Source organism: Pedobacter yonginensis, assembly GCF_003173595.1.
GTDB classification, from domain to species: Bacteria; Bacteroidota; Bacteroidia; order Sphingobacteriales; family Sphingobacteriaceae; genus Pedobacter; species Pedobacter yonginense.
Window position 1 is genome coordinate 342,591 of record NZ_QGNZ01000003.1, and the last position, 26,345, is coordinate 368,935.

A 26,345-nucleotide genomic window follows, 5' to 3' on the forward strand; every position below is an offset into this window, starting at 1 on the left:
TCTCTAAAACCATAAAGATAGGGAAATATTAAATGAAGATTACTTTGATCGCCATTGGTAAAACGGAAGATAAATATTTGATCGAAGGCATTGAAAAATACATCAACCGCTTAAAGCACTACATAAACTTTAGTTTTTTAGCCATTCCTGATGTTAAGAATGTTAAAAACCTAAGTGAAGCCCAGCAAAAAGGCAAAGAGGCTGAATTGTTGCACAAACAAATTAATAATGGCGATGTTGTTATTTTATTGGATGAAAAGGGTAAAAAATATTCATCCGTTGAGTTTTCTAACTATCTAAACAAGCAAATGGTTGGGAGCGTGCAACATTTAATTTTTATAATTGGTGGACCTTATGGTTTTGATGAAACCATTTACAAAAGAGCAAAAGGTTTAATATCATTATCCGACATGACTTTTTCTCATCAGATGATTAGGCTATTTTTTGTTGAACAGTTGTACAGGGGCTTTAGCATTTTAAAGGGAGAACCTTATCATCATGCTTAATCATGGATATGGAAACAGCGATTTAAAATCATCATACAATAAAACAAGATATGTTATTAGATAAATATAAAAGAGAATACCGTTACAAAAGCAATCAAAGCGGCAACAACAAATACTTATGGATCAGCATCATTGTTTCGCTGGTTATCGTAGCCTTACTCTGGTATTTTTTAGATTAAGCCATAAAAAAAGCACCATGCAAATTGCAGGTGCTTCGTAATACATTTTTTATAATCAGCTTAAACGCCTTTCTTGCTAGTCATGCTTGCTTTTTTAGCAGGTGCTGATGTTTTAGTAGATGCTTTTGAACTCGCTGATCCTTTAGATGCAGTAGCTTTTTGTTTTTTATCTGAAGCTGCTTTTTCTTCTGACAATTTTACTTCTGCTGCTGTACCTGGAGTTTCAGGAGTTTCTTCCGTAAACAATGGTAAATCTTTCAGGATGTTATACCACGTGATGATTTTCTTCATATCAGAAGCATACACTTTCTCTTGATCGTGGTTTGGAGCAACTTCCAAAAAATACGGACGCAAATCGCTCTTTAAATCTGGCGTACTTCCTTTAGCAGAAATTTTGCCGAAAATATCAACCAATTTAATTTCTTCATCTTCGCCATAAACTGTAATGTCTTCTAACGAAGCCAGTTTAGTGTTGGTGATATTTGCAACAACCTTAAGTTTTTGCGCATCAAGGCTTTCTAATATGTACCCAACTTTATTTTGTCCTACCAGTTTAAATAAACCGGGTCTGCCAGAAACGGCAACAATTCCTCTTAAATTCATATATTTTTTGAGATGTGAGATCTGAGATGTTTGATGTGAGATATTTGATATGAGGTGTGAGATGGAAGAGATTCGGTGTGAGAGATGAGATGTGGGGTTTGCAATGTGAGGTGTGATATGTGAAGGATTAGATGTGAGATACGAGATGTGAGGTATGAGATTTGAGATATGAGATGTGAGGGATTACCTCTCAAATCTATTGTCTCAAATCTATTGTCTCAAATCTATTGTCTCAAACTACCTTCTCAATCTATTGTCTCAAATCTACTCTCTCAAATCTTGTGTCTCAAACCTACCGTCTCAAATCCTGCGCCTCAAATTTATCGTCTCAAACTACCGTCTCAAATCTGGTGTCTAATTAATCTTCTAAAACTTCAATCCCAACAATTTTATCGCCTTGACGAATATCGTCAACTAAATCTACATTTTCAATTACTTTACCAAAACAAGTATGGTTACGATCTAAATGTGCAGTGTTGGTTCTGCTGTGGCAAATGAAAAATTGCGATCCACCTGTGTTACGACCTGCGTGTGCCATCGACAACACGCCACGATCATGGTATTGGTTTTCGCCATCTAATTCACAATCAATTTTATAACCTGGACCACCAGTACCTGCTAAATGTGCTTTAGCTGGGTCTTTTGAATTCGGGCATCCGCCTTGAACCATAAAGTTAGGAATTACGCGGTGAAAAGTTACCCCATCGTAAAAGCCTTCTGAAGCTAATTTTTTGAAGTTTGCAACTGCTTTTGGCGCATCGTTGTCATAAAATTCAACAGTCATTTCGCCTTTTTCGGTTTTTATTATTGCTTTACTCATATCAATTTTTGGTACTAATTATCGTTTCTATCGAGCTTAAAAAACAAAGCATTTTTTAAGTAGAGGGCAAAAATAACAAAATTGTGTAACTTATAACACCATAAAATTTTTCTAACCAGTTTAAATGCGGTATTTTAGTGTTTTAAGCATTCGAGTTTTGAAAAAGAAATATTACATCTTACTAATCTGCCTCCTATTTAGCATAGGCGCTAAAGCATCTTCGCTCCTGATTTACATGGATGAAGATCAAAAAAATCACTTAAAAGCTTACGGAATAGCCTATTGGACAATTAGTAAACAGGTTGAGGTAGATTGGCTTTTAAACTACAGGGGAGGAAGTTTTTTAATCAAATACAATAAAACTGTGGAGGATGAGTGTAAGATACGCGGCGTTTCTTACGAGGTGCTGGCTGATGGAAAAGTAACCAATTTATTGAATGAAATCAGCGATCCATCTGTAAACATGGAGATGGTGAAACTTGAAAAAACTCCAAAAATTGCGGTTTACTCGCCAAAGAGCAAATTACCTTGGGATGACGCGGTTACCTTGGTGTTAACTTATGCCGAAATTCCCTATGAAGTGATTTATGATGATGATATTTTACAGGATAAGTTGAGTAAATACGACTGGCTGCACCTGCACCATGAAGATTTTACCGGACAATACGGGCGGTTTTGGTCCGCTTTTCGATATGCCACCTGGTATCAGGAAGATGTTAGAAATCAAGAAGCTTTGGCTAAAAAAATGGGTTATAAAAAAGTTTCTGAAATGAAACTTGCCGTAGCCAAACACATTAAAGAATATTGTGCAGGTGGCGGTTTTCTCTTTGCCATGTGCTCTGGAACGGACAGTTTTGACATTGCCCTTGCTGCCGATGGGGTAGATATTTGCGCTAGCATGTTTGATGGCGATGGCTCCGACCCTAATGCACAATCTAAATTGGACTTTAATAAAACGCTTGCCTTTCAAAATTTCAAACTCGATAATAACCCCATGAATTATGAGTTTTCAGACATTGATGTAACCACTTACAGAACACTCAATCAAAACAATGATTATTTTACCCTGTTCGATTTTTCTGCGAAATGGGATCTTGTGCCAACCATGCTCACCCAAAATCACGACAAAGTGATTAAAGGTTTTATGGGCCAAACCACTGCGTTTAAAAAGAGTTTGGTAAAAACCAGCGTTACTGTTTTGGGCGAGAATAAAGGTGCTTCTGAAGTGCGTTATCTACACGGAGAGATAGGAAAAGGACAGTTTACCTTTTATGGTGGGCACGATCCTGAAGATTACCAGCATGCAGTTGGCGATCCACCAACCGATTTAAATATTCACCCAAATTCTCCTGGCTACAGGCTAATTTTAAATAACGTACTTTTTCCCGCCGCAAAAAAGAAACCTCAAAAAACTTAGGCTAATGGTTTTCTGTTGTGCGATTGACACCAAAATTTTGCTGTATTCCTAATAACTATACAGTCTATACTTCAATCGTTCAAGCGGTTTAAAACTTGTTTTAATACTGAAATTACTTTAAAATACAACTGTTAATCAGTCGCTTAACCTTTCTTGTTGTAACACAAATAATACTTTGGCACAGCTTTTGGAAACATGCTTGCAATTAACGTCGAGTTTGCTCGACAGGTTTAAACAAGATTTTACCAAAAGAAAAATATTATTATGAAAAAGTTACTAATTGGTGCTACAGCACTTTTATTATCAACAGGTGCTTTTGCACAAACAACAATGACTGGAAATGATGCAAGATTTGGATTGAAAGCGGGTGTTAACTTAGCAAGATTTCATTCAAGTGGTGCTAACGGAAGTACAGATTTTAACGATAACGTTAAAGATAACGTTGGCTTTAATGTTACCGCTTTTGCAGATTTTGGTGTTGGAAACAATTTCTTCATTCAACCAGGTGTTTCATTACAAAACAAAGGTGCCAAATTCGAAACGACTAATTCAATTACAGTTGGCAATACCACAACTACATCGGTTTCTACCAACAAAACCAGCTTAATGAATATCGAAGTACCCGTAAATGCAGTGTTTAGAATTCCTACAGGTGATGCTGGTGCGATTCAAATTTCTGCTGGTCCGTACGTTGGCTTTAATATTTCTGGAAAAAACAAGCTAGAATCATCGGTTACAACACGTAACAATACAGCAAATACATCTACCACAGCTAATTCTTCAAGCGATGATGATTTGTCTTTTGGTTCAGCTACAGATAAAAACTACAGTTCAACCGAGTTTGGTGCAAACTTTGGTTTAGCTTACCGTACATCATCTGGCTTTTTAGTAGGCGCTAATTATGGTTTAGGATTATCTAATCTAATCCCTAAAGAAAGCAGAACAACAGATGCGAAATTAACAAACCGCGTATTGGGTTTCTCAGTAGGTTACTCATTCTAAGCGAGGCTTAGAAAATAAAAAACCGTTCAGATTTAAAACTGAACGGTTTTTTTTATGCACTTACTAATCGTAAAAGTTCCAGCTTACACCAAACTTCAATAAGGCATCTTGCATTGGGTATCGGTTAACTGTGTAATAGCCTTGCGATAGCCAACCTTGATTTAGATAATCGTACTTAACAAAAATGTTAGCGCGTTTTAAGTTTGCCTTGATAAAAACATCTAACACTGGTGTTGATTGATATACAGTTGCCGCCCCTACATAGAATTGGGAAGTGGCTGGCGAATAAGAATAATTGGCATATTCCGAATTGTACCTTACATCGAACCCAATATTCGCTTTTAACACTTTAAAAAAGGTTTGATCCAAATAAACGCTATTGCAAGTATAAAATTCCGGAGTTCTTAAAACGGCTTGTTTATCTGTTTTTTGATAAGCGAGGTAATTTTCGATAACAAATTTTCCAAAGCGCCATTTTTTTGACGCATCAATTCTAATTAAACTAATATCGCCCGTTTCTTGAGCAGGCAAAATAGAATTGGCTCCATTTGCAGCAAAATACAAGTAGTTGCTGGTTAAGAAATACTTTGCGCCGGCTTCAAATCCAAACTTATCATTGATGTAGTTAAAGGAAGCGTTTATAATTTTAGTGTTTTTCAAATCCGTGTACGACCATTTATAATGATTGCCCCTGTAGTAATTGAAAATATCGGCTGGCGATTGATTTTGAACGTACGCACCTAATTCTATGCGACCAACTGATTTGCTGAGTAAAATTCTACTCTTGGCTTCATATAAAAAATCGCCCGCGTTATCGCCTTGTAAAACTTGCTGAATGTCTAAGTTAAAATCGATATTACTCGTAAAACGATACCCTGCCGATCCCAAAACCGTAATGTTTTGAAATGCAATCTGACTGTTTTCGAATGTTGCCCCACTTGGAAGAAAATTTTGATATTTCTGATTGTAATAATCACTCCGAATCCCAGCATCAATCTTCAACTCGTTTTTAATCACGGTAGAATTTTTCGGCCTTAAGAAGAAGCTGTATATGAACTCATTTCTAACATGTTGTACGTGGGTAGAATCGTTTGTAAAAATGGGGTCGGCAATGCCTGTGGGCATAACTCCGGCGGTATCAGCTTCGTTTTTATAGAAATCGTAGCTATTATTGTTGTACTCTATGGTATAAGTAATTTTATTGGTAGGTAAAACCGAACCATTTGCATTTTTTGAGCTGTCAATTCTACCAACATAGTAAGTTTGCTTTAAAAACACCGTGTTTTTGCGATATAGGTTTCTGGCTGTGCTGAGGTTAACTTTTTCAGCATCGCGACTGATTTTTTCATAACCCGGCTCAAAGATATTTGTCGCCACATTCGATCCATTTTCATAGGCCCTCATGGTATTAAAAATGGCAGATGCCCACATGTTGTACCTTTTGTTTGGCGATTGGTACCAAGAGAATAAGGCTACATTCAAATTATCTCCTCGTTGCCTGGTGTAAAAACCTTTAGAATCGGCTCGATTAAAGTTGACACCAACATTCCAGTTTTTCTTGATATTTTGGCTGAGTACCGCTCTAAACAATTGTTCTTTCTGCCCAGCACTTACAAAGTATAAACTCGTATAGGGTGCTCTAGCTTGGTAATAAATAATGTCTTCTGGGGTAAGTGCGTAGTAATCTAAAGAATGAAAGCCCTCATCATAGCCAATTCTTTTTGATGGCTCGTAAAGCAATGGCCTTGCTGCTAAGCCCAAGTTACCCAAGCTAATGGTGGGATGTTTAGGTTGCAATAAGGGGCTGTAGTTTTGAATATTTACCGTAGAGGTATCTAACGGCAGTAACACAATACTGTCTCTGCTTAACCCTAATTTTGTGAAACGGATGTACTTCGCTGTGAATATAACAGAATCCTTCGCACCATCTAGTTTTTTGCGGATAGAGTCTGCCTCTTTTTTGTCGTTAATGTTCGTTTGCAACTCTTGACCAAAAGCGGAGCCAATGCCTGTAAAAAGCAAGATCAAAAAGCAGATTTGAAAAATTTTCTGCATCTTATAGTTCAGAGATTAAGCGGGTTAAAATTTGAGTCATTTTAGGTTCTGCCTTCGCAGCGGCAGCTAAAATTTCGTCTAAGTTAAAGGGCTGTAAATCTTCAGGGAAACCCTCGTCGGTTAAAACAGATATGGCAAAAACAGGGATACCTGCATGATTGGCCACAATCACCTCGGGCACGGTACTCATTCCAACGGCATCTGCCCCAATTAAACGTAAATATTTATATTCTGCTTTGGTTTCTAAGTTTGGGCCCGAAACGGCAACATAAACGCCTTGATGACATTTTACATCAACATCTTTTGCAATATTTAGGGCTTTAGCAATGATGCTGCGTTTGTAAGGCTCGCTCATATCCGGAAAACGTGGTCCAAGTTCGCTTTCTATCAGGCCTCTTAAAGGATTGTCTGGTTGTAAGTTGATATGATCTGAAATAATCATCAAATCACCTTTTCTAAATTCAGGGTTTAGAGAACCCGCAGCGTTAGAAACGATTAAGTTTTCGATGCCCAAGCCCTTCATTACCCGAACCGGGAAGGTAATTTGTTGCATGCTGTAACCTTCGTAATAATGCAATCGGCCTTGCATGGCAATAATTTTTTTCCCGTTTAAAGTTCCAAAAATTAGCTTTCCGCTATGAAACTCCAAAGTAGAAATTGGAAAATTTGGGATATTAGAATACATCAATTGAAATTCTACCTCAATATCTTTTACCAATCCACCCAAGCCTGTACCCAATATAATCCCTATTTCTGGTTTAAAGTTTTCAGTTTTTCTTTTGATATATTCAACGGTTTCTACTATTGCTCTTAACATAATTTAAAATAAGTTCATCAAAGGTAATCTTATCTTCTTCAAATAATTCAACCTCAATGGGTAAATAATATATCGGCAAATTTACCAGTAAATCTTCAAATCCGATAGCTCTTAAACGTTGACTATCCTTTTCTGTTGTGATGATGATTTTTTCTTTAGAAATTCCCTGCTCAAAGGCCGATTTAAACCTTTTAAGGTCGTCGATTTCAAAGGCATAATGATCGGCAAATTCCTCGTGATGAATGTTTTTACTTAACTTTTGCAACTCTTCAATTAAGGGTTGAGGATTGGCGATTCCGGTAAGCAGAAAAAGTTCATAACCTTCAATAGATGCTAAAGCACGATTTTCACCCGTATAAAGATGCTGTAAATTTCCATATTTTAAATACGAGTGCAACACAGGTTGATTGCTATTGGGTTGTAATTCGTTTATTGATGCCTGCTGAGCCACATGCAACAAGGGTACGGGTGCTTTGGTAACCAATAGTACATCTGCTCGTTTTCGGGAAGAAAATACATCTCTTAAATTACCTGCCGGAAGTAAGCATTGGAGTGTGCCGAGTTTTCTGAATTCGAAGAGGAGGATATTAAATCCGGGGTGGATGCGGCGGTGTTGAAAGGCATCATCAAGAATAATCACATCGTGATGATCTTTTAATTGCTCTACCCCTTTCACTCGGTCTTCACAAACGGCAACGGTAACCTGTTCAAATTTTTGATAATATTGGAGGGGTTCATCCCCTATTGATTCTGCGGTAGCTCGTTCATCTGCCAACACAAATCCTTTTGTTTTGCGACCATAACCCCGACTTAGGATTGCAATTTTATAATCGGCCAATAGGCGCACCAAATATTCGGTTGTGGGCGTTTTACCAGATCCGCCAACGGCCAGGTTGCCTACACAAATTATCGGTATATCAAATTTAATGGAAGGGAGAATGCCCCAATCGTACAGTTTTTTACGAAGAACAATGGCAATACCGTAAATAAACGAGAACGGCAAAAGTAAAAGGCGGAGATATTTAACTATCATATCGTGTTTTCAAAAATACAGATTATTTAAAAAAGAACAGCATCGCCTAATGGCGAGACCTTATAAAGCAACCCATTAAGCATTGGAAATGTTTTTTAGAAACCAACCAATAAATAAGGTAAGTTTTGAGATAGCTAAAATTGAGAATCTATACTCCCTTTAAATTGGTAGGTATCGATAATAACTTGCGGAAATGTTAAGTTGTGGTTTTGGTAAACATTTTTCCACAAATCTGGATTAGATCTTTTTGGATATTTGTATAGATCTTGCCTAAGCTTCGAGGTAGAGTAGTTGTCGATCATTTTTTCTGATGGGTCAGTATCTTCAAGCACAATTAATTCCATTTCTGCCGAAGGTTCCCCTTCTGAAAACAAACCCGCTACCACGTTACATTTCAAATAAGTAGAGCTTACGTAAGAAAGATTATTTTTTGTGATATAGTTTTGCCTATTTATCCAAATCATATTTTTAGCTAAGGTGGCAATATTACTTTCTATACCTTTTATCAAATGTTTATCAAAGGTGATATAAATCCAACCATTTCTGCTTTTATAAATTACATTTCTGGCTTTGTTAAAGTATATTTTATAGCATTTTTCTCCTTCATAATCCACTAAACCCTCTATCACATAATCAATATCCTCACTGCTTAAATTGTCGTTTAAATTATTAACAAAGTATGATTTGAGTTCCATTCTCATATCAATGGCATAGTTAATTTGTACACCCGTTGGCTTTACGGTACTCAGTTGATTGAGCCGTCTTATACTGTTTAGTTGCAAGAGAATTTCATTTTTATATTCGTCGGTACGCATGTTGAAAATCCCTTCGGCAAAAGTTTTATATTTACCTTCTCTAACCACATACTGCCTACAAAGCAAGCGCTTATTAAGTACGCCTGTATCGGCAAGTTTACTTAATCCGTTTTTGATGAGTGTGAAAACAAAGTTCGGCGCGTAAATCTTAACTTCATTTAGGTTAATATATTTATCCTTTAGTTTTACGCTTAGCTTTGATGAAGTATTATTTAAATCGATAAACAGAGAACTACTCTGGTAACCTACCGAAGTAAATGAAAGGGTTTGCCCTCCTTTTAAAGAATCTACTTTAACACTGAAGTTGCCTGCCTGATCGCTTAGCGCAATCAATATATTTTTGTTATAAATCGATACCGATTCTATCCCTTTATTCGATTGATTAACGACCTGACCAGTAATAATTTTTTGAGCAGAGGCAGTTGTTAAGGATAGTAAACTGATTAGAATGATTGCGATAATATTGATTCCGTAACGCATAGGGAGATGAATGAGAGCCTTAATATATATTTGGTTGATTTTAAGCGAATATCGCAATTATTTCGGACCAAAAAAACTTCTTCGAAGACATATAATGCGAAGAGATTGCGTACTAAAAAGCCATACATCAACAGCAAGATAACACCCTATAAGCGAACAATGCTTAACTTTAAATGTTATATTGTATCTTCCATCTCTTTATATGCATTTTGAAACAGATATTTTAATTATTGGTGGGGGTTTGGCTGGTTTAACGGCCGCACTGCATCTAAAAAAAGCTGGTTTAAATGTTATTTTAGTTGAGAAAAATCAATATCCACATCATAAAGTTTGTGGCGAATATATTTCGAACGAAGTTATCCCTTATTTGAATTGGCTTGGCGTAGATATTGATGAATTGAAGCCTTCAAAAATTCAACATTTAAATCTCACCACAAGATCTGGAAAAACCATTAAGGCCAAGCTTCCTTTGGGTGGTTTTGGCATTAGTAGATATACTTTAGATCATTTCCTCTACCGCTTGCTTCAACAAAAAGAGGTTTGCATCATGCAAGATCAGGTTACCAATATTGAATTTGCGGATGATATTTTTTCCATTCAAACCAGCAAGGGAGATTGGTACAAGGCAAAGCACGTTTTGGGTGCGCATGGCAAGAGATCTAACCTAGATCAAAAACTGAACAGGGATTTTATGAATCAAAAATCGCCATTTTTGGCGGTTAAAGCCCATTATGCAGGTAACTTCCCAAATGATTTGGTAGGTTTATACAATTTTAAGGGTGGCTATTGCGGAGTATCGAATGTTGAGGATGGTAAAATTAACATTTGTTATCTCGCAGATTATGAAACCTTTAAGAGGCACAAAAACATAGAGGAATATCAACAACAGGTTTTGTACAAAAACAAACAACTGAAAGAAATCCTTGAACAGTCCAACATCATTTTTGATCAACCCATCACGATTAGTCAGCTTTATTTCGGCGAAAAGTCTGCTGTCGATCAGCATATCTTAATGATCGGAGATACCGCGGGGCTCATTCATCCGCTTTGCGGAAACGGCATGGCCATGGCCATACACAGCGCAAAAAAAGCATCAGAATTGCTGATCGATTTTTATCAAGGGAGACTCAATTCACGTGCCTCACTCGAAGCAAATTATACTTCTGTATGGAATGCAGAGTTCAAATCCCGTTTAAAAATGGGAAGTTTGCTATCCTACATCCTTCAGAAAGAAAAACTAACCAATATTCTGATGAATGCGCTGAGCCTTATGCCCTTTTTATTAACAAAAATTATAACCAAAACACATGGCAAACCCATTACCATACCATCCAAATAATGAAAATAGACACTAAATATAGAAGCGAAGCGCCAGAAATGATGGATGACTTTGAGATGGAGGGCGAAATTTTAAGGGATGCATTGGATAAAATTGCCAGCATTAATCAGTTACTTGGCGGAAACAAAGTTACATTGGATGGGATTGAAACCCTAATCGCTAACAAACCGAAAGAACAAATTATTCGTATTACAGATATTGGATGTGGAAATGGCGATATGCTTAGGGCTTTGGCCAACTATGCGCTAAAGAAAGGATTAAATTTCCAGTTGATTGGTGTGGATGCAAATCAGTTCACCATCAGTCATGCGCAAAACTTATCTTTAAACTATCCAAATATTCGATATGAATGCAAGGATATATTTGATGATTCGATAGAGGAAAGCGCATGCGATATTATGGTTTGCACCTTAACCTTACACCATTTTAAAGATGAAGACATAATTCATTTATTAGGAAAATTTAAGCAATCGACCAAGATGGGCATTGTAATAAACGACTTGCACAGAAGCGCTGTGGCGTATCGATTGTTTCAGGCTTTGTGTTTTGCATTTGGTTTAAATGCAATGTCAAGAGAAGATGGCTTAGTTTCAATTTTGAGGGGATTTAAGCGTGCAGATTTGATTAGCTATTCAAAACAATTAAAGCTACAGTACAGTTCAATAAAATGGAAATGGGCTTTCCGTTACCAGTGGATAATTAAAACAACATGAGCGTAAGAATTAAAGCAGTTGGTAAGGCCTTGCCAGAATTTTGGAGAGCCACTGAAGATATTATCCCCTTTTTAGATGTTTGGCTGAAGGATCAAGATGAGCGGTTTATCCGGAAAGTAACCAAGATTTTTGAGGGTGCAGCGGTTGATAAGCGATACTCTTTTATGTCGCCCGAAGAAGTTTTTAGTGACTTAAGTTTTGAAGATAGAAACGATATTTATATTAGAGAAGGCATTAAATTAGGGGTAAAATGCTTAGAATCGGCTTTGGAGAAGGCCCAGTGGAAACCGCAGGATTTAGATTACATCATTACGGTAAGCTGTACAGGCATTATGATCCCCTCTTTGGATGCGTATCTGATTAACTATCTCAAACTTAGGCAAGATATTGTTCGCTTGCCTGTTACCGAAATGGGTTGTGCGGCAGGTGTTTCGGGTATGATTTATGCCAAAAACTTTTTAAAGGCAAATCCAGGCAAAAGGGCGGCCGTAATTGCTGTAGAATCGCCAACAGCAACCTTTCAATTCAACGATTTTTCGATGGCCAATGTTGTGAGTGCTGCCATATTTGGCGATGGTGCAGCTTGTGTGCTTTTGAGTTCTCATGAGGAAGATGAGGGACCCGAAATTTTAGCGGAGGAAATGTATCACTTTTACGATGCAGAAGACATGATGGGCTTTAAACTTACCAATACAGGCTTACAAATGGTATTGGATGTAGAAGTACCTGAAACCATTGCCGCTCATTTCCCTCAAATTATACATCCATTTTTAGCAAAAAGCAATTTAGAAATTAAAGATATTGATCATTTAATCTTCCATCCCGGAGGGAAAAAAATTATACAGGTGGTAGAGTCGCTTTTCGGTGAGTTGGGTAAAAATATTAACGATACCAAAGAAGTGTTAAGACTTTACGGCAACATGAGCAGCGCAACGGTTTTATATGTTTTAGAACGCATTATGGAACATAAACCGAATAAGGGAGAAAAAGGATTGATGCTGAGTTTTGGTCCGGGTTTTTCCGCACAAAGAATATTAATACAATGGTAGGCACGCCACAACACATTTTAGATCAACTCCCCTATGGCAAATCTTTTCTGTTTGTTGATGAACTTTTACATGTTGATGAGCAGGGTGCAAAAGGAACGTTTACCTACAGCGAAGATTTACCTTTTTACCAAGGTCATTTTAAAAATGCACCCGTTACGCCTGCGGTAATTTTAACCGAGACTATGGCCCAAATCGGCTTAGTTTGCCTTGGCCTATTTCTTTTACAACATACAGAATCAAATCAACATACGTCTCTAGCCATGACGTCAAATACGGTTGATTTTTTAAAGCCAGTTTATCCGGGCGAAAAAGTTTGGGTAACCAGTGAAAAAGTGTATTTCAGATTCAATAAATTAAGTTGCAACGTGAAAATGGAGAACGCTTCGGGTGAGGTGGTTTGCAAAGGAAATATATCGGGCATGTTAATTTCTAAAGCCGATGGATAAGATTAGGGTTGTAATAACTGGATTGGGGGTTTGTGCACCAAACGGCACAACGATGGATGAATTTACCCAGTCCATCAAAAACGGCATTTCGGGCATCAGGCACCAGCCAGACTTAGAAGCCCTTGGATTTTCTTGCCAAATTGCAGGCAAACCCAATTTAAGCGAAGACCGTATTGGCCAGTACTTTAGCCCCCTCGAACTTCGGAATTTGAACAGCACGGGCATTGTGTATGGCGTGATTGCAGGTTTAGATGCCTGGAAAGATGCTGGTTTAAACATTAAGCACAACGAAGAACCCGATTGGGAAAGCGGGAGTATTTTTGGCACAGGCACCTCGGGGATTGATAAGTTTAGATGGGCAATCAATAAAATAGACGATCTGGAGATTCGGAAACTTGGCAGTTCTGTAGTGGTACAAACCATGGCGAGTGGTGTTAACGCCTTCATTAGTGGAAAATTGGGTTTAGGAAATCAAATTTCCACCAATTCATCGGCTTGTGCCACAGGGGCTGAAAGTATTTTAATGGCTTTTGAAAGAATACAATCTGGCCAAGCGACTAGAATGTTAGCTGGAAGCACAAGCGATAGTGGCCCTTACATTTGGGGTGGATTTGACGCCATGAAAGTGTGTACATTTAAACACAACCAAGAGCCCGAAAAAGGATGTAGGCCAATGAGCGCCACGGCGAGCGGATTCGTGCCTGGAAGTGGTGCGGGTGCGCTCGTGTTAGAAACCTTAGAAAGTGCTTTAGCAAGAAATGCAAAAATTTATGCTGAGGTATTAGGTGGGCACGTAAATTCTGGCGGGCAACGCGGCTTAGGTACCATGACAGCGCCAAACCCAACAGCGGTACAACGCTGCATAACCAGTGCCATCAAAAGTGCAGGCATACAAGCCAATGAAATAGAAGTAATTAATGGACATTTAACGGCTACAAGTAAAGATGCATTGGAAATTGAAAATTGGAAAACTGCTTTGGGCACGTCCGCCGATGATTTCCCCTACATTAATTCCTTAAAAGGAATGGTTGGGCATTGTATTAGTGCCGCAGGAAGCATTGAATGTGTGGCATCCGTATTAGAACTCGACCAAGGTTTTATCTTCCCAAACATCAATTGCGAAGATTTGAACCCAGAAATTACAAAGTTAATTAACCCAAAAAGCATCCCACAAACCCTAGTAAACAAATCATTTAATGTCTTGGCGAAGGCTAGCTTCGGCTTTGGTGATGTGAACGCATGCTTAATTTTAAAGAAATACAACCATGGATAAAACTGAAATAACACAAGAACTGGCTACCATTATTACCCCCTACACCGAGGAAAAAACAGCTTTGGAAAGCCTTGATGAAAACACTGACTTCATTGCCGACTTAAAAATCAACTCTGCAAATTTGGTGGATATCATTTTAGATATTGAAGAAAAATTTAGCATTGTGATTGACAATGACTCAATGGCTCAGATGCTAACAGTTAAAGATACGGTAAGAATTATTCAAAATAAATTGAATGCTGGGTAATGATGTTGTTGATCTTCTACTAGCCAAAACACAAAGCAATTGGCGGCGTAAAAACTACTTGGCTAAGGTTTTTACAGATGCGGAGCAACAGGAAATTTGGGAAGCCGAAAATCCTGATTTAATGGTTTGGCTATTGTGGAGTATGAAAGAAGCTGCCTACAAAATTTTAAATCGAAGCATCGAACAACGATTTTATAACCCAAAAGCTTTTGCCTGCCAAATATCAAAGCTTACAAATTATTCGTCAAAAGGCCTTGTGTGTTACGATGGGAAAACCTTCTATAGCAATTCCAAAATTCATAATGATTGCGTACACACCATTGCTTTATCTACCCAACACCCTGTAAAAACAATTAAAAGTTATTTCGGCTTAAATCAAGCAAATTACGTTGAGCTATTCAATCAAAATCATCAGAGTTTTCGCTTGCAAAAAAATAATCAAGGCATTCCCGAAATGCTAAATTTATGTTCCAAAACCAAATCTGTGGCCTCTATTAGCCATCACGGAAAGTACTTGTTCATCACCCACCTTTAATGATTTCAGCACTCAACCAGGAAATAAGAAATCACTTCGGGTTTTGCCCTATTTTCTTTACAGAATAATAGAATTGCCTACTTATAAAAGCCTTATCTTTGCGCAAATCATAAAAAATAAAATCATGCTTAAAGGATTTTTTAACGTACCAGTTCCGGTAAACGAGCCTATTTTAAACTATGCCCCTGGCAGTAAAGAACGTGCGCTCTTAAAGGAGGCATTAGCCGAAGCTCGCTCACACCAACAAGACATCCCCATGTATATTGCTGGCGAACAAGTACATACCCAAAAGAAAGGTAAAGTAACACCTCCTCACGATCATCAACATATTTTAGCCCAATTTAGTATTGGCGAAAAAGCACACATTACCCAGGCCATTAATGCAGCTCTTGCAGCAAAGCAAGATTGGGAAAACCTAGCTTGGGAACACCGTGCGGCCATCTTCTTAAAAGCAGCCGACTTAATTGCTGGCAAGTATCGTTATAAATTAAACGCGGCAACTATGCTTGGCCAAAGCAAAAATGCCTATCAAGCAGAAATTGACGCCGCTTGCGAGCTGATAGATTTCTTGCGTTTCAACGTAAGCTACATGGCCGATATTTATAAGCAACAACCTCCGGTTTCGCCTCGCGGAAGCTGGAACAGAGTGGAACAACGCCCTTTAGAAGGTTTTGTGTTTGCCCTTACCCCATTCAACTTTACTGCCATTGCCGCCAACTTACCCGCTTCTGCTGCCATGATGGGTAACGTTGTGGTTTGGAAACCTGCAGATACACAAATTTACGCAGCCAATCTTTTGATGGAAATTTTTATCGAAGCTGGCTTACCCGCAGGGGTAATTAACTTGGTGTATGCAGATGGACCAGAAACAGGTGATGTTATTTTCAATCATCCAGATTTTGCTGGGATTCATTTTACAGGTTCTACGAAAGTATTTCAAGAAATCTGGAAAACCATTGGCATCAACATTCACAAATATAAATCCTATCCACGTATCGTTGGCGAAACTGGAGGTAAAGATTTTATCTTGGTGCACCCATCGGCACAAACTCATGTAGCGAGTACGGCCATTGTTCGTGGTGCTTTCGAATATCAAGGTCAGAAATGTTCTGCTGCAAGTCGTGTTTACATTGCAGAAAGCCTTTGGCCAGAAATTAAAGAGCAGATGCTTCGCGATTTGGCTTCATTTAAAATGGGCGGAACGGAAGATTTCAGTAATTTTATTAATGCAGTTATTGATGAACGCTCGTTTGATAAATTAGCCAGATACATCGACCAGGCCAAAACAGATCAGGGCGTAGAGATTATTGCCGGCGGAAATTACGATAAGAGCAAAGGGTATTTTATTGAGCCAACTGTTCTCGTAGTTAACGATCCGAAATACACTACAATGTGCGAAGAATTATTTGGCCCTGTTTTAAGTGTTTACGTTTATGCAGATCAAGATTTCGACCAAATTTTGGAAGTTATAGATACCACGTCTCCATACGCGTTAACTGGTGCTTTTATCGCTCAAGATAGATATGCAATTGAGAAAGCCAGCCATGCGTTAAGAAATGCAGCAGGTAATTTTTACATTAACGATAAATGTACAGGTGCGGTAGTTGGTCAACAACCATTTGGTGGTGCCAGAGGTTCGGGCACGAATGATAAGGCAGGTTCGATGATTAACCTATTGCGTTGGGTATCTCCACGTACAATTAAGGAAGTTTTTGAATCGCCAACTGATTACCGCTACCCATTCTTAGCGGAAGACTAACATTCAAAACCCCATTTTTGAATGCTGATCCATAAATAAGATATTAAGATTATTGATGTTTAAAAACCCCCTATTCATTTGGGGGTTTTGTTGTTTATAGGCTATTGTTGTTAAATTCCCAACCAATTGATACACCTAAAATCAAGATTTGAAAAACAATTGCAGTAATGCTTCGGTCAGGTTTCACCCCGCAGGCGTACTCCAAGCAGAACCATTGTACCTAAACCCGACAGAAGCGACAGCCCCGAATTTTTTCAATGAGGGCTACAGCGAATGGCGGGACTATAGGAATGGAAGAATTACTGACCGTTAATTTCCAAAAAATAGTAAATGTTGAAGGGGATTTAAACGCATTTAGATACTTTAAAATATTTAAAAATGAGTGTTAAATACAACTCAAAAAAAACAGACTAAGACCCTGAAATAAATTCAGGGTGACGAGGCCTTCTAACAATTGCTTTTCATTTGAAACACCCGCCCCACTGCACCTCCAAGAACTATGAAAATAGCGGCTTTCCGTCCCATCAGGTTCTACCCACAGAGGTACTCCAAGCAGAACCTTTGTACCTAAACCCGACAGAAGCGACAGCCCCGAATTTTTTTCAATGAGGGCTACAGCGAATGGCGGGACTACACGAATGACAGTATTACTGAACGTTAATTTCCAAAAAATAGTAAATGTTGAAGGGGATTTAAACGCATTTAGATACTTTAAAATATTTAAAAATGAGTGTTAAATACAACTCAAAAAAAACAGACTAAGACCCTGAAATAAATTCAGGCCTTCCAACAATTGCTTTTCATTTGAAACACCCGCCCCACTGCACCTCCAAGAACTATGAAAATAGCGGCTTTCCGTCCCATCAGGTTCTACCCCGCAGGCGTAATCCAAGCAGAACCTTTGTACCTAAACCAGACAGAAGCGACAGTCCCGAATTTTTTCAATGAGGGCTACAGCGAATGGCGGGACTACACGAATGACAGTATTACTGAACGTTAATTTCAAAAAATAATAAATGTTAAAGAGATTTAAACGCATTTTAGATACTTTAAAATATTTAAAAATGAGTGTTCAGAAATACAAGTCAAAAAAACAGACTAAGACCCTGAAATAAATTCAGGCCTTCCAACAATTGCTTTTCATTTGAAACACCCGCCCCACTGCACCTCCAAGAACTATGAAAATAGCGGCTTTCCGTCCCATCAGGTTCTACCCACAGAGGTACTCCAAGCAGAACCTTTGTACCTAAACCCGACAGAAGCGACAGCCCCGAATTTTTTCAATGAGGGCTACAGCGAATGGCGGGACTACACGAATGGAAGGATTACTGAACATCAATTTCAAAAAAATAGTAAATGTTAAAGAGGATTCAAATGCATTTAGATACATTAAATCTATAATGCTCCAATCCATGCATCACCTCCAAATGGTAAATGTTTACAGCACCTAAACCATCATTATGTAAGCACCTTTCCCAGTCCGTAATTATTTTACAAAACAAATACCGCAAACTAAAACTCAACTATACTGTTCTATATCAAACACAATAATCATATGGAAAATCAAGCAGAAAATAACGAAAACTTGCACGATAAAAAGGCAGATAATGGTGCAGACAATACAAATATGCCCGATGGATTGGTTCCACGCCACCACAGTGACGAAAATAACGAGAAGAACAAAATAAAATCAGATGCTGGTAACCTAGGCAGAAATTTTGGTCGAGGTGATTTTGGTTCGGAAGAAGCCAGAGAAGATTCTGAAAAAGGAAATAAAGGCCATGCAGGTAATATGCCTAATACCGAAACACAAGAATAAAGCCCCGGTATATTACCGAGGCTTTCCTAACAACAAAAACAACACCTTATTGGCGTGGTTTAACTTACTTTAAATGTAGGCGTAACATCATCAAGACTTGAACTGGTTACTTCCAAATCTTTAATTATGCCTGTTTTTAAGCTGTACACCCAAGCATGAACAGATAGCTCTTGTCCACTTGCCCAAGCGGTTTGTACAATTGACGTATGCATCACATTGGCAGCACCCTGAATGGCATTCAGTTCCACCAAACGATTGAATTTCTCCTCCGGATCTTGAATAGCATCCATTTCTTTATCATGTGTTCGATACACATCTCTGATATTTCTCAACCAATTGTCGATAATACCCACTTGCTTATTCCCTAAGGCCGCCTTAACACCTCCACAACCATAGTGGCCGCAAACAATTACATGTTTAACCTTAAGTACATTTACCGAATAATCCAAAACCGAAAGTAAATTCATATCCGTATGAACAACCACGTTTGCGATATTACGGTGTACGAAGATATCGCCCGGCATGGTATTGGTAATTTGGTTTGCTGGCACACGGCTATCAGAACAACCAATCCACAATACCGGAGGCGTTTGCCCCGCCGATAAAATATTGAAGTACTCCGGATTGGTTTCAATCATTTCTTCTACCCAATCCTTATTTCCCTGTAAAAGGGTTTCACATGATATATCTTTTGATTCTATTTTCTTTGCGCACATAATTTTACTTGTTAATTTCTTCTACAACTTTATTTGTTAATTTCGGAACCACATAGTGATTTTTGATATTTTCTAAGCTTACAATGATTCCTTTTGTGTAAGCATTGTGTTTATAATTAAAAATGGTTTCGAGTACATCAGGATCAATGTAGCGAGCGTTTGAACCATCAATAATTACGTTTGTTTCTTTCGGAATATTCGTTAAAACAACCTGAATCGCCGCTTTATTTAAAAAGGATACCTCTTCTGCTAACTTAATACGGATGTTCTTTTTATCGCCTTCATTTGTAATTCGATAAAAGAATGGATTGCGCATATTGGTACGTAACAAATAGAAAATTGATACCATCATACCAATAGCCACACCTTTTAACAAATCAGTAAAAAGAACTGCCAAAACTGTAACCACGAAAGGTACAAATTGATCCCAACCTTTATGGTACATGTGTTTGAACAAGCCAATTCGAGTTAGCCTATAACCCGTAACCAAAAGTATAGCCGCCAAACAGGAAAGTGGAATCATATTAATTACACCCGGAATGAAAAGTAATGACAGTAATAACCAAATGCCATGAAAAATAGCCGACATTTTGGTTCTGGCACCAGAATTCACATTCGCTGAACTGCGTACAATTACGGAGGTCATGGGTAAACCACCCACCATACCACTGGTTATATTTCCAATTCCTTGGGCAATTAATTCCCTATTGGTTGGAGACACGCGTTTTATTGGGTCAATTTTATCTACCGCCTCTAAGCTTAAAAGGGTTTCCAAACTCGCAACAACGGCTATGGTGCCCGCAACAAGGTAAACCTTGCTATTGGCTAATTGCGAGAAATCGGGCATGGTAAATAAACCCAAAAATTCTCCAAAACCATTTACCACAGGAATTTTTACCATTTGGTCTGCCCGAAGCGGATGATCTGTTCCAGCGAAAAATATAGTACCCAGCACACCTAATGTTACCACCAATAACGGCGCAGGCACAACAGCTAATTTTGGAAATTTTGGCCAAATAATTAAGATGGCTATTGAAACTAAACTAATTACAACCGCAGCCAAGCTAAAATGTCCTATTGCAGCAGAGATGGCAGAAAAAGTATTTTCATGATCTTGTTGAAAGAAACCCTCATCACCAGTAAAATCGGTATCAACCCCTAAAGCATGAGGCAACTGCTTCAAAATTAGGATTAAACCGATGGCTGCCAACATCCCTTCGATAACGCTTGATGGAAAGTAGTTGCCAATTGTACCAGCCTTTACCAAGCCTAAAACCAATTGAAAAACTCCCGCCAAAACAACCGCAAGTAAAAAAGTAGGATAGCTCCCCAAGGATGTGATTGCACCGAGTACAATTACCGTTAAACCCGCTGCAGGCCCACTTACACTTAATTGCGAGCCACTAAAGGACGCGACAACGATACCACCAATAATTCCGGTAATTAAACCAGCAAATAATGGCGCACCAGATGCAAGTGCAATACCTAAACAAAGTGGCAAAGCCACTAAAAACACAACGATACTGGAGGGTAAATCTTTCTTCAGATTCTTTTTAAGAATATATTTTTTTACATCCGCACCTGAAAAGGCCGGCTTAAACTTTTGCATAACGATATAATTATCTAGTAAATTTTAACGAATAAATCGTGGTGTTTAAACAGATCAATGCATTGCACAATCTATACTGCATTGATTTTCAATGCACTTTTAAATTGCTAAACTTATGATGATGAATAATTTAAAACACCAAATTACTAGATGGCGTTGGGCGGTGGGGTTGGAACTGTAGGATGATACGGATCTACATATCTTCTAAAATGCTCTACAAAACTGCTTTTTAAAATGAAGTGACTTGATGAGAACTCGTAAGATAAAATAGGGTGGTTAAGCTCTACCAGTTTAAGATCTGTAAATTTGGCGGTGTCTTTAGCGGCATCCTTTCCGCCGTCATGCTCTAACTCAATTTGCATGATTACGGCATTCATAATATCCTTATCAATACTTGTAAAAAAAACTGGCGCGCCAGATATACCCATCTTCGCCATGAAGATGAACATAAAGGCCGTCACAATTAAATACTTGTATTTTCTTAAAAACATCGATTTATTCTAATCTGGTTTTAATTCTCTGGATACAAAAATAACAGCATAATTGATTTTTCAATGCATTAGGCTGTAAAATATTTGTAATTTAAGTAGTAAGGCTAAAGTTATTATTTGAATTTAATGTTTTATTTTCGCGTAATATGAAGAAATTTTTGCTTTTAGCTTTGTTGTGTATCCCTACGTTAATTTACGCACAAAACAACAACGCACCCTCCAGTTATGATCCGCACGACATTGCAATCACAGGCTATCTTCAAACCCAATTTCAAAAAGCAGAATCCGCAGGAATTGCTTCCTTTTCCGGAGGAGATTTCTCGTCTAATGCCGATAATCGGTTTATCATCAGGCGTGGACGCTTAAAGGTAGATCGGGTAGATAAATATACCAGTATTGTTTTCCAAATAGATGCAACGCAAAATGGCTTACAACTTATGGATGCCTTTATACAGCTAAGAGAGCCCAAGCTTAAAGAGTTTAGCCTAACGGCAGGCTTATTTAACAGACCGTTTGGTTACAGCATTGTGTACTCCTCTGGTTACCGGGATTTTCCAGAACGGCCGCGTGTATTCCAACTTCTTATGCCAAGAGAACGCGATATTGGTGCTTTAGTGGGCTACAGGCCCAACAACTTCCTCAAGTTTTTGACATTGGAGCTTGCAGTTGTAAATGGGAGTGGCTTAACAGCAAGAGATTACGATTCAAAAAAAGACATCATTGGAAACATTGCCTTCAAATTTGATAGCCTTGCCAATAAAAAATTACATATTGGTTTTGGTGGATCTGTTTACCGAGGATATGTAAGAAGCGGTACTAAAACCTATTACAATAGCAACAGCGGAGGTTTTAGCGCAAACACAAGCGATGACTTTGTGGGCAAATATTTAGATCGAAACTATTACGGGGCAAACATACAGCTAGAATACGATAACCCATTTGGTAAAACATCACTAAAAACCGAGTACATTGCAGGCAAGCAACCTGGTGTGGCCAGTTCAGCAGATTTAAAAGGCCCTTATGCAAGTCAGAGCTTTGCGCTTCAGCCCGCTACAAATTTATATGCCCGCAATTTCAACGGCTACTATATTTGGTTTACCCAACAAATTGGCAAAACAAAGCTTTCTGCTTTGGTGGGTTATGATATTTACGATCCGAATACGAATGTGAAAGGCGAAGTAATTGGTAAGGCAAATACTTTTACCACTTCTGGAGATGTGAAATACAATACACTAGGCTACGGCCTCACCTATCAATTGAGTAACCGTTTGAAGTTTACTATTTATAATGAACATGTAACCAACGAAAGCACAAGCCTAACAGATGTACCTAACGACATTAAGGATGATGTATTCACAACCCGTTTGCAATACCGTTGGTAATTTTTAAATTTAAATTCTGAAAATACTCCTCCCTATGGATAAGAAAATAGCTTTACTTCAAGATAAAATAAACCAAGCGCAACTTGGTGGTGGACAGGCAAGAATAGATAGTCAGCATAAAAAAGGAAAACTAACCGCCCCCGAAAGGATTCACTTTTTAATGGATGAGGGAAGTTTCGAAGAGATTGGCATGATGGTTACCCACCGAAGTACCGATTTTGGCATGGAACAAGAAAAGTATTTGGGCGATGGCGTAATTACCGGCTACGGAACTATAAATGGCCGCTTAACTTATGTTTTCTCTCAAGATTTTACTGTATTTGGAGGATCATTGTCAGAAACCCATGCAGAGAAAATCTGTAAGCTAATGGAAATGGCGATGAAAAACGGTGCACCATTAATTGGCTTAAACGATAGTGGTGGAGCTAGAATTCAGGAAGGCGTAGTTTCGTTAGGCGGTTATGCAGATATTTTTTACCGCAATGTGCAAGCATCGGGTGTTATACCACAATTATCGGCAATTATGGGTCCATGTGCAGGTGGTGCAGTGTATTCTCCAGCCATAACAGATTTCATTTTGATGGTTGAAAATACCTCGTACATGTTTGTTACGGGGCCAAATGTGGTTAAAACGGTTACGCATGAAGAAGTAACTTCAGAAGAGTTGGGAGGTGCCACAACCCATGCAACCAAATCAGGCGTAACACATTTTGCATGTGCTAATGAGATAGAAGCCATAAATCATGTTAAAAAGTTGTTGAGTTATATGCCTCAAAACTGTGAGGAAATGGCCGATATTTTACCGTATGAGCAAGCTGATGAACAGCGCATCGAGCTGAATACATTCATGCCTCAAAATGCTTCACAACCTTATGATATTCGTGAAATTATAGCCTTAGTGGCCGATGCAGATAGCTTTTTGGAAGTGCATAAAGACTTTGCAGAAAATATAGTTGTAGGTTTTGCACGCCTAGCAGGAAGAAGCATTGGCATTGTAGCCAACCAACCTGCCTATTTGGCTGGCGTTCTAGATAGCAATTCATCAACCAAGGCTGCCCGATTTGTTCGTTTTTGCGATTGCTTTAACATTCCTTTGCTCGTTTTTGAAGATGTACCGGGCTTCTTACCCGGCACCGATCAAGAGTGGAATGGAATCATCACCAATGGAGCCAAATTGTTATACGCCTTTTGCGAAGCCACCGTTCCAAGAATTACGGTTATTACCAGAAAAGCATACGGTGGGGCATACGATGTGATGAACAGCAAACACATCGGTGCCGATTTAAATTATGCATGGCCAAGTGCAGAAATTGCCGTTATGGGGGCTAAGGGTGCAGCAGAAATTATATTTAAAAGAGAGATTAGCTCGGCTGAAAATCCTCAAGAAAAATGGTTGGAGAAAGAAAAACTGTATTCGGATATTTTTGCAAACCCGTACCGTGCGGCCGAACGTGGTTTTGTTGATGAAGTGATAGAGCCATCGCAAACCCGTATAAAATTAATAAAGGCATTTAAGATGTTAGAAAACAAAGTGGTAAACAATCCACGGAAGAAACATGGAAATATACCTTTATAGGACAAAAAGAGGCTGTAACATCCTGCTCTAGTTAAAATCATTTACCCGATTTATGCAATCAACCCAACAATTATCCCGCAGCAACATTCTTTTGATGGCCTTTTGCACAGGCTTAATTGTGGCAAACATTTACTATTGCCAACCATTGGTTATTTTGGTTGCTAAAGATTTTAATTTAACCGAAAGTTATGCAGGGCGAATTACGTATTTAACGCAAATTGGATATGCGCTCGGGTTACTTCTTTTAGTTCCACTCGGCGATATGTTTGAGCGAAAAAAGCAAATCTTGATGATAACCGGATTAGCCATTGCTGCACTTCTGGTAGCCGCCACTTCACAAACTTTTTTTCTCTTAGAAGTGGCTTCAGTGCTAATTGGAGCATGTTCTATTGTTCCGCAACTCATTTTGCCATTGGCAGCCAACCTTAGCTCCGATGAAAACAGGGGAGCCAACATCGGTATGATTATGAGCGGCCTTTTGGTGGGCATTTTAGCCTCTCGTGCGGTAAGTGGCAGTATAGGATTTTGGCTGGGGTGGCGTTCGGTTTATTATATGGCAGCTGGAATATGCTTATTGTTAATTGCTTTAATGGCTAAACGTTTCCCACAGAGCTACCCTGCATTTAAAGGCACTTATAAAGAACTAATGCGTTCTATGTTTGGTTACATTAAAACACAACCTGCGCTAAGAGAAACTTCCTTAATTAATTTTTTGGCCTTTGCCATCATTAGCGCATTTTGGACAACCATGGTTTTGTTTCTAGCCAATCCGCCGTTCAATTTTCAAACCTTGCAAATTGGCCTGTTCGGCATTGCTGGCGCAGCTGGGGCATTAGCCGCACCGCTTGTTGGCAAACTCAGCGATGGAAATAATCCAAGAAAAAATTTAATGATTGGGTTTTTGCTACAGCTCATTAGCATTGCTTTATTCTACTTCACCAAAAGTCATTTATACCTTTTTGTAGTTGGAATTGTATTAATCGATATTGGACAACAAGCCATTCATGTAACCAACCAAACTCGTATTTACACTTTAATTCCAGAAGCCAGAAACCGGCTTAATACCATATTTATGTCAGTAAGTTTTATTGGGGCAAGTTGCGGTTCAGCTTTGGGTTTATTCCTTTGGGATCAAGGCGGTTGGGCATTATTTTGTTACGGAATGACGGCCATCATTATAATCAATATCCTAATTTATCAATTCTACGGTAAGAAAAAGCACAATGCAATTTGATGGTTCAATTAGAACAAATATTTCCCTCACTAACTTGGCGCATTCGGCACGAAGCCATGTACGCAGACCAGCCCTTTGATGTTGTAAAGTTGGCTAATGATTTCGATGGCGTTCATTTTGGCTTGTATGCCGATCATAAACTAACAGGGGTGGTTTCTGTATTTGCAGAGGGCGATGTTTATCAATTCAGAAAACTTGCAGTTTTGCCACAAGCGCAAAAAATGGGCTATGGTTCTCAATTGGTTGAATATATGATAGACTTTTGTAAAATTCAAAAGGCCAGTAAGGTATGGTGCAATGCACGCGTAAATGCTAAAGAATTTTATTTTAAATTTGGCTTCCAAGAAACAAATAAAACCTTTTCAAAAAATGGGTATGACTTTGTAATCATGGAATTAATATTAAACAATAACTAAATACCCATATGCTT

General features: G+C 38.5%; 26 protein-coding genes. 17 read left to right on the forward strand and 9 right to left on the reverse strand.

Going from position 1 to position 26,345, the window contains the following annotated elements; genetic code table 11:
* Positions 1 to 32 precede the first annotated feature (32 nt).
* Positions 33 to 506 carry a 23S rRNA (pseudouridine(1915)-N(3))-methyltransferase RlmH gene (gene rlmH, locus DHW03_RS13050; protein WP_109926287.1) on the forward strand — a complete coding sequence of 158 codons (474 nt, stop codon included), beginning with the start codon at positions 33 to 35 and terminating at the stop codon, positions 504 to 506.
* Between the two features lie 50 nt (positions 507 to 556).
* Positions 557 to 685, forward strand: coding sequence for a hypothetical protein (locus DHW03_RS19575; RefSeq protein WP_262503180.1), 129 nt, complete (start codon positions 557 to 559; stop codon positions 683 to 685).
* Between the two features lie 60 nt (positions 686 to 745).
* Here DHW03_RS19575 and DHW03_RS13055 read toward each other — a convergent pair whose 3' ends face one another.
* Both DHW03_RS13055 and DHW03_RS13060 read right to left on the reverse strand, forming a co-directional pair.
* Entirely contained in the window at positions 746 to 1,288 is a 543-nt protein-coding gene (locus DHW03_RS13055) for a DUF5606 family protein (RefSeq protein WP_109926288.1), read from the reverse strand.
* 358 nt (positions 1,289 to 1,646) lie between these two features.
* The gene (locus tag DHW03_RS13060; RefSeq protein WP_109926289.1) at positions 1,647 to 2,108 is read right to left on the reverse strand and encodes a peptidylprolyl isomerase; all 462 of its coding nucleotides are present in this window, start codon (positions 2,106 to 2,108) and stop codon (positions 1,647 to 1,649) included.
* A gap of 235 nt (positions 2,109 to 2,343) precedes the next feature.
* Between DHW03_RS13060 and DHW03_RS13065 the strand changes: the two genes are divergently transcribed.
* Positions 2,344 to 3,525 carry an asparagine synthetase B gene (locus DHW03_RS13065; RefSeq protein ID WP_109926290.1) on the forward strand — a complete coding sequence of 394 codons (1,182 nt, stop codon included), beginning with the start codon at positions 2,344 to 2,346 and terminating at the stop codon, positions 3,523 to 3,525.
* Positions 3,526 to 3,789: 264 nt separating this feature from the next.
* Positions 3,790 to 4,527, forward strand: a complete 738-nt coding sequence (locus DHW03_RS13070) for an outer membrane beta-barrel protein (RefSeq protein WP_109926291.1) — start codon at positions 3,790 to 3,792, stop codon at positions 4,525 to 4,527.
* A gap of 63 nt (positions 4,528 to 4,590) precedes the next feature.
* Here the strand turns inward: DHW03_RS13070 and DHW03_RS13075 are convergent, their stop codons facing one another.
* The 4 genes from DHW03_RS13075 to DHW03_RS13090 all read right to left on the reverse strand — a co-directional run bounded on the left by DHW03_RS13075 (position 4,591) and on the right by DHW03_RS13090 (position 9,727).
* Complete coding sequence (locus DHW03_RS13075) at positions 4,591 to 6,582, reverse strand: putative porin (protein WP_109926292.1); 1,992 nt, start codon at positions 6,580 to 6,582, stop codon at positions 4,591 to 4,593.
* A gap of 1 nt (position 6,583) precedes the next feature.
* Positions 6,584 to 7,399 carry a purine-nucleoside phosphorylase gene (locus tag DHW03_RS13080; RefSeq protein WP_109926293.1) on the reverse strand — a complete coding sequence of 272 codons (816 nt, stop codon included), beginning with the start codon at positions 7,397 to 7,399 and terminating at the stop codon, positions 6,584 to 6,586.
* Entirely contained in the window at positions 7,371 to 8,432 is a 1,062-nt protein-coding gene (lpxK, locus tag DHW03_RS13085) for a tetraacyldisaccharide 4'-kinase (protein WP_109926294.1), read from the reverse strand. The genes DHW03_RS13080 and lpxK overlap by 29 nt, the downstream gene beginning before the upstream one ends.
* 134 nt (positions 8,433 to 8,566) lie before the next feature.
* Complete coding sequence (locus tag DHW03_RS13090) at positions 8,567 to 9,727, reverse strand: carboxypeptidase-like regulatory domain-containing protein (protein WP_109926295.1); 1,161 nt, start codon at positions 9,725 to 9,727, stop codon at positions 8,567 to 8,569.
* A gap of 202 nt (positions 9,728 to 9,929) precedes the next feature.
* Here DHW03_RS13090 and DHW03_RS13095 point away from each other — a divergent pair, with 202 nt between their 5' ends.
* From DHW03_RS13095 to DHW03_RS13135, 9 genes are all read left to right on the forward strand, one after another.
* Positions 9,930 to 11,066, forward strand: a complete 1,137-nt coding sequence (locus DHW03_RS13095; protein ID WP_109926296.1) for an NAD(P)/FAD-dependent oxidoreductase — start codon at positions 9,930 to 9,932, stop codon at positions 11,064 to 11,066.
* Positions 11,066 to 11,779, forward strand: a complete 714-nt coding sequence (locus tag DHW03_RS13100) for a methyltransferase domain-containing protein (RefSeq protein WP_109926297.1) — start codon at positions 11,066 to 11,068, stop codon at positions 11,777 to 11,779. Before DHW03_RS13095 ends, DHW03_RS13100 begins: the two co-directional genes overlap by 1 nt.
* Positions 11,776 to 12,828 carry a type III polyketide synthase gene (locus DHW03_RS13105; protein WP_109926298.1) on the forward strand — a complete coding sequence of 351 codons (1,053 nt, stop codon included), beginning with the start codon at positions 11,776 to 11,778 and terminating at the stop codon, positions 12,826 to 12,828. The genes DHW03_RS13100 and DHW03_RS13105 overlap by 4 nt, the downstream gene beginning before the upstream one ends.
* Positions 12,822 to 13,274: a 3-hydroxyacyl-ACP dehydratase FabZ family protein gene (locus DHW03_RS13110; RefSeq protein WP_109926299.1), complete on the forward strand. Its 453-nt coding sequence runs from the start codon at positions 12,822 to 12,824 to the stop codon at positions 13,272 to 13,274. Before DHW03_RS13105 ends, DHW03_RS13110 begins: the two co-directional genes overlap by 7 nt.
* Positions 13,267 to 14,547 (forward strand): beta-ketoacyl-[acyl-carrier-protein] synthase family protein, encoded by a 1,281-nt coding sequence (locus DHW03_RS13115; RefSeq protein WP_109926300.1) that lies wholly within the window; start codon positions 13,267 to 13,269, stop codon positions 14,545 to 14,547. The genes DHW03_RS13110 and DHW03_RS13115 overlap by 8 nt, the downstream gene beginning before the upstream one ends.
* The gene (locus DHW03_RS13120) at positions 14,540 to 14,794 is read left to right on the forward strand and encodes an acyl carrier protein (protein WP_109926301.1); all 255 of its coding nucleotides are present in this window, start codon (positions 14,540 to 14,542) and stop codon (positions 14,792 to 14,794) included. The genes DHW03_RS13115 and DHW03_RS13120 overlap by 8 nt, the downstream gene beginning before the upstream one ends.
* Entirely contained in the window at positions 14,784 to 15,329 is a 546-nt protein-coding gene (locus tag DHW03_RS13125; RefSeq protein WP_109926302.1) for a 4'-phosphopantetheinyl transferase family protein, read from the forward strand. Before DHW03_RS13120 ends, DHW03_RS13125 begins: the two co-directional genes overlap by 11 nt.
* Positions 15,330 to 15,453: 124 nt before the next feature.
* Positions 15,454 to 17,088, forward strand: a complete 1,635-nt coding sequence (gene pruA, locus DHW03_RS13130) for an L-glutamate gamma-semialdehyde dehydrogenase (RefSeq protein ID WP_109926303.1) — start codon at positions 15,454 to 15,456, stop codon at positions 17,086 to 17,088.
* Positions 17,089 to 18,643: 1,555 nt separating this feature from the next.
* The gene (locus DHW03_RS13135) at positions 18,644 to 18,907 is read left to right on the forward strand and encodes a hypothetical protein (protein WP_109926304.1); all 264 of its coding nucleotides are present in this window, start codon (positions 18,644 to 18,646) and stop codon (positions 18,905 to 18,907) included.
* A 59-nt stretch (positions 18,908 to 18,966) separates the two neighbouring features.
* Here the strand turns inward: DHW03_RS13135 and DHW03_RS13140 are convergent, their stop codons facing one another.
* The 3 genes from DHW03_RS13140 to DHW03_RS13150 form a co-directional block, all read right to left on the reverse strand.
* On the reverse strand, positions 18,967 to 19,623 hold the full coding sequence (locus tag DHW03_RS13140) for a carbonic anhydrase (protein ID WP_109926305.1): 657 nt from the start codon (positions 19,621 to 19,623) through the stop codon (positions 18,967 to 18,969).
* A 4-nt stretch (positions 19,624 to 19,627) separates the two neighbouring features.
* Entirely contained in the window at positions 19,628 to 21,232 is a 1,605-nt protein-coding gene (locus tag DHW03_RS13145; protein WP_109926306.1) for a SulP family inorganic anion transporter, read from the reverse strand.
* 146 nt (positions 21,233 to 21,378) lie between these two features.
* Entirely contained in the window at positions 21,379 to 21,723 is a 345-nt protein-coding gene (locus DHW03_RS13150) for a hypothetical protein (RefSeq protein WP_109926307.1), read from the reverse strand.
* Positions 21,724 to 21,869: 146 nt separating this feature from the next.
* Here DHW03_RS13150 and DHW03_RS13155 point away from each other — a divergent pair, with 146 nt between their 5' ends.
* From DHW03_RS13155 to DHW03_RS13170, 4 genes are read left to right on the forward strand one after another with little or no spacing between them, the layout of a single operon-like run.
* Positions 21,870 to 23,105 carry a porin gene (locus tag DHW03_RS13155; protein ID WP_109926308.1) on the forward strand — a complete coding sequence of 412 codons (1,236 nt, stop codon included), beginning with the start codon at positions 21,870 to 21,872 and terminating at the stop codon, positions 23,103 to 23,105.
* A 34-nt stretch (positions 23,106 to 23,139) separates the two neighbouring features.
* Positions 23,140 to 24,681: an acyl-CoA carboxylase subunit beta gene (locus tag DHW03_RS13160; protein WP_109926309.1), complete on the forward strand. Its 1,542-nt coding sequence runs from the start codon at positions 23,140 to 23,142 to the stop codon at positions 24,679 to 24,681.
* A gap of 52 nt (positions 24,682 to 24,733) precedes the next feature.
* Positions 24,734 to 25,915, forward strand: a complete 1,182-nt coding sequence (locus DHW03_RS13165; RefSeq protein ID WP_240618534.1) for an MFS transporter — start codon at positions 24,734 to 24,736, stop codon at positions 25,913 to 25,915.
* Positions 25,915 to 26,331, forward strand: a complete 417-nt coding sequence (locus DHW03_RS13170; RefSeq protein WP_109926310.1) for a GNAT family N-acetyltransferase — start codon at positions 25,915 to 25,917, stop codon at positions 26,329 to 26,331. Before DHW03_RS13165 ends, DHW03_RS13170 begins: the two co-directional genes overlap by 1 nt.
* The last annotated feature ends 14 nt before the right edge of the window (positions 26,332 to 26,345 follow it).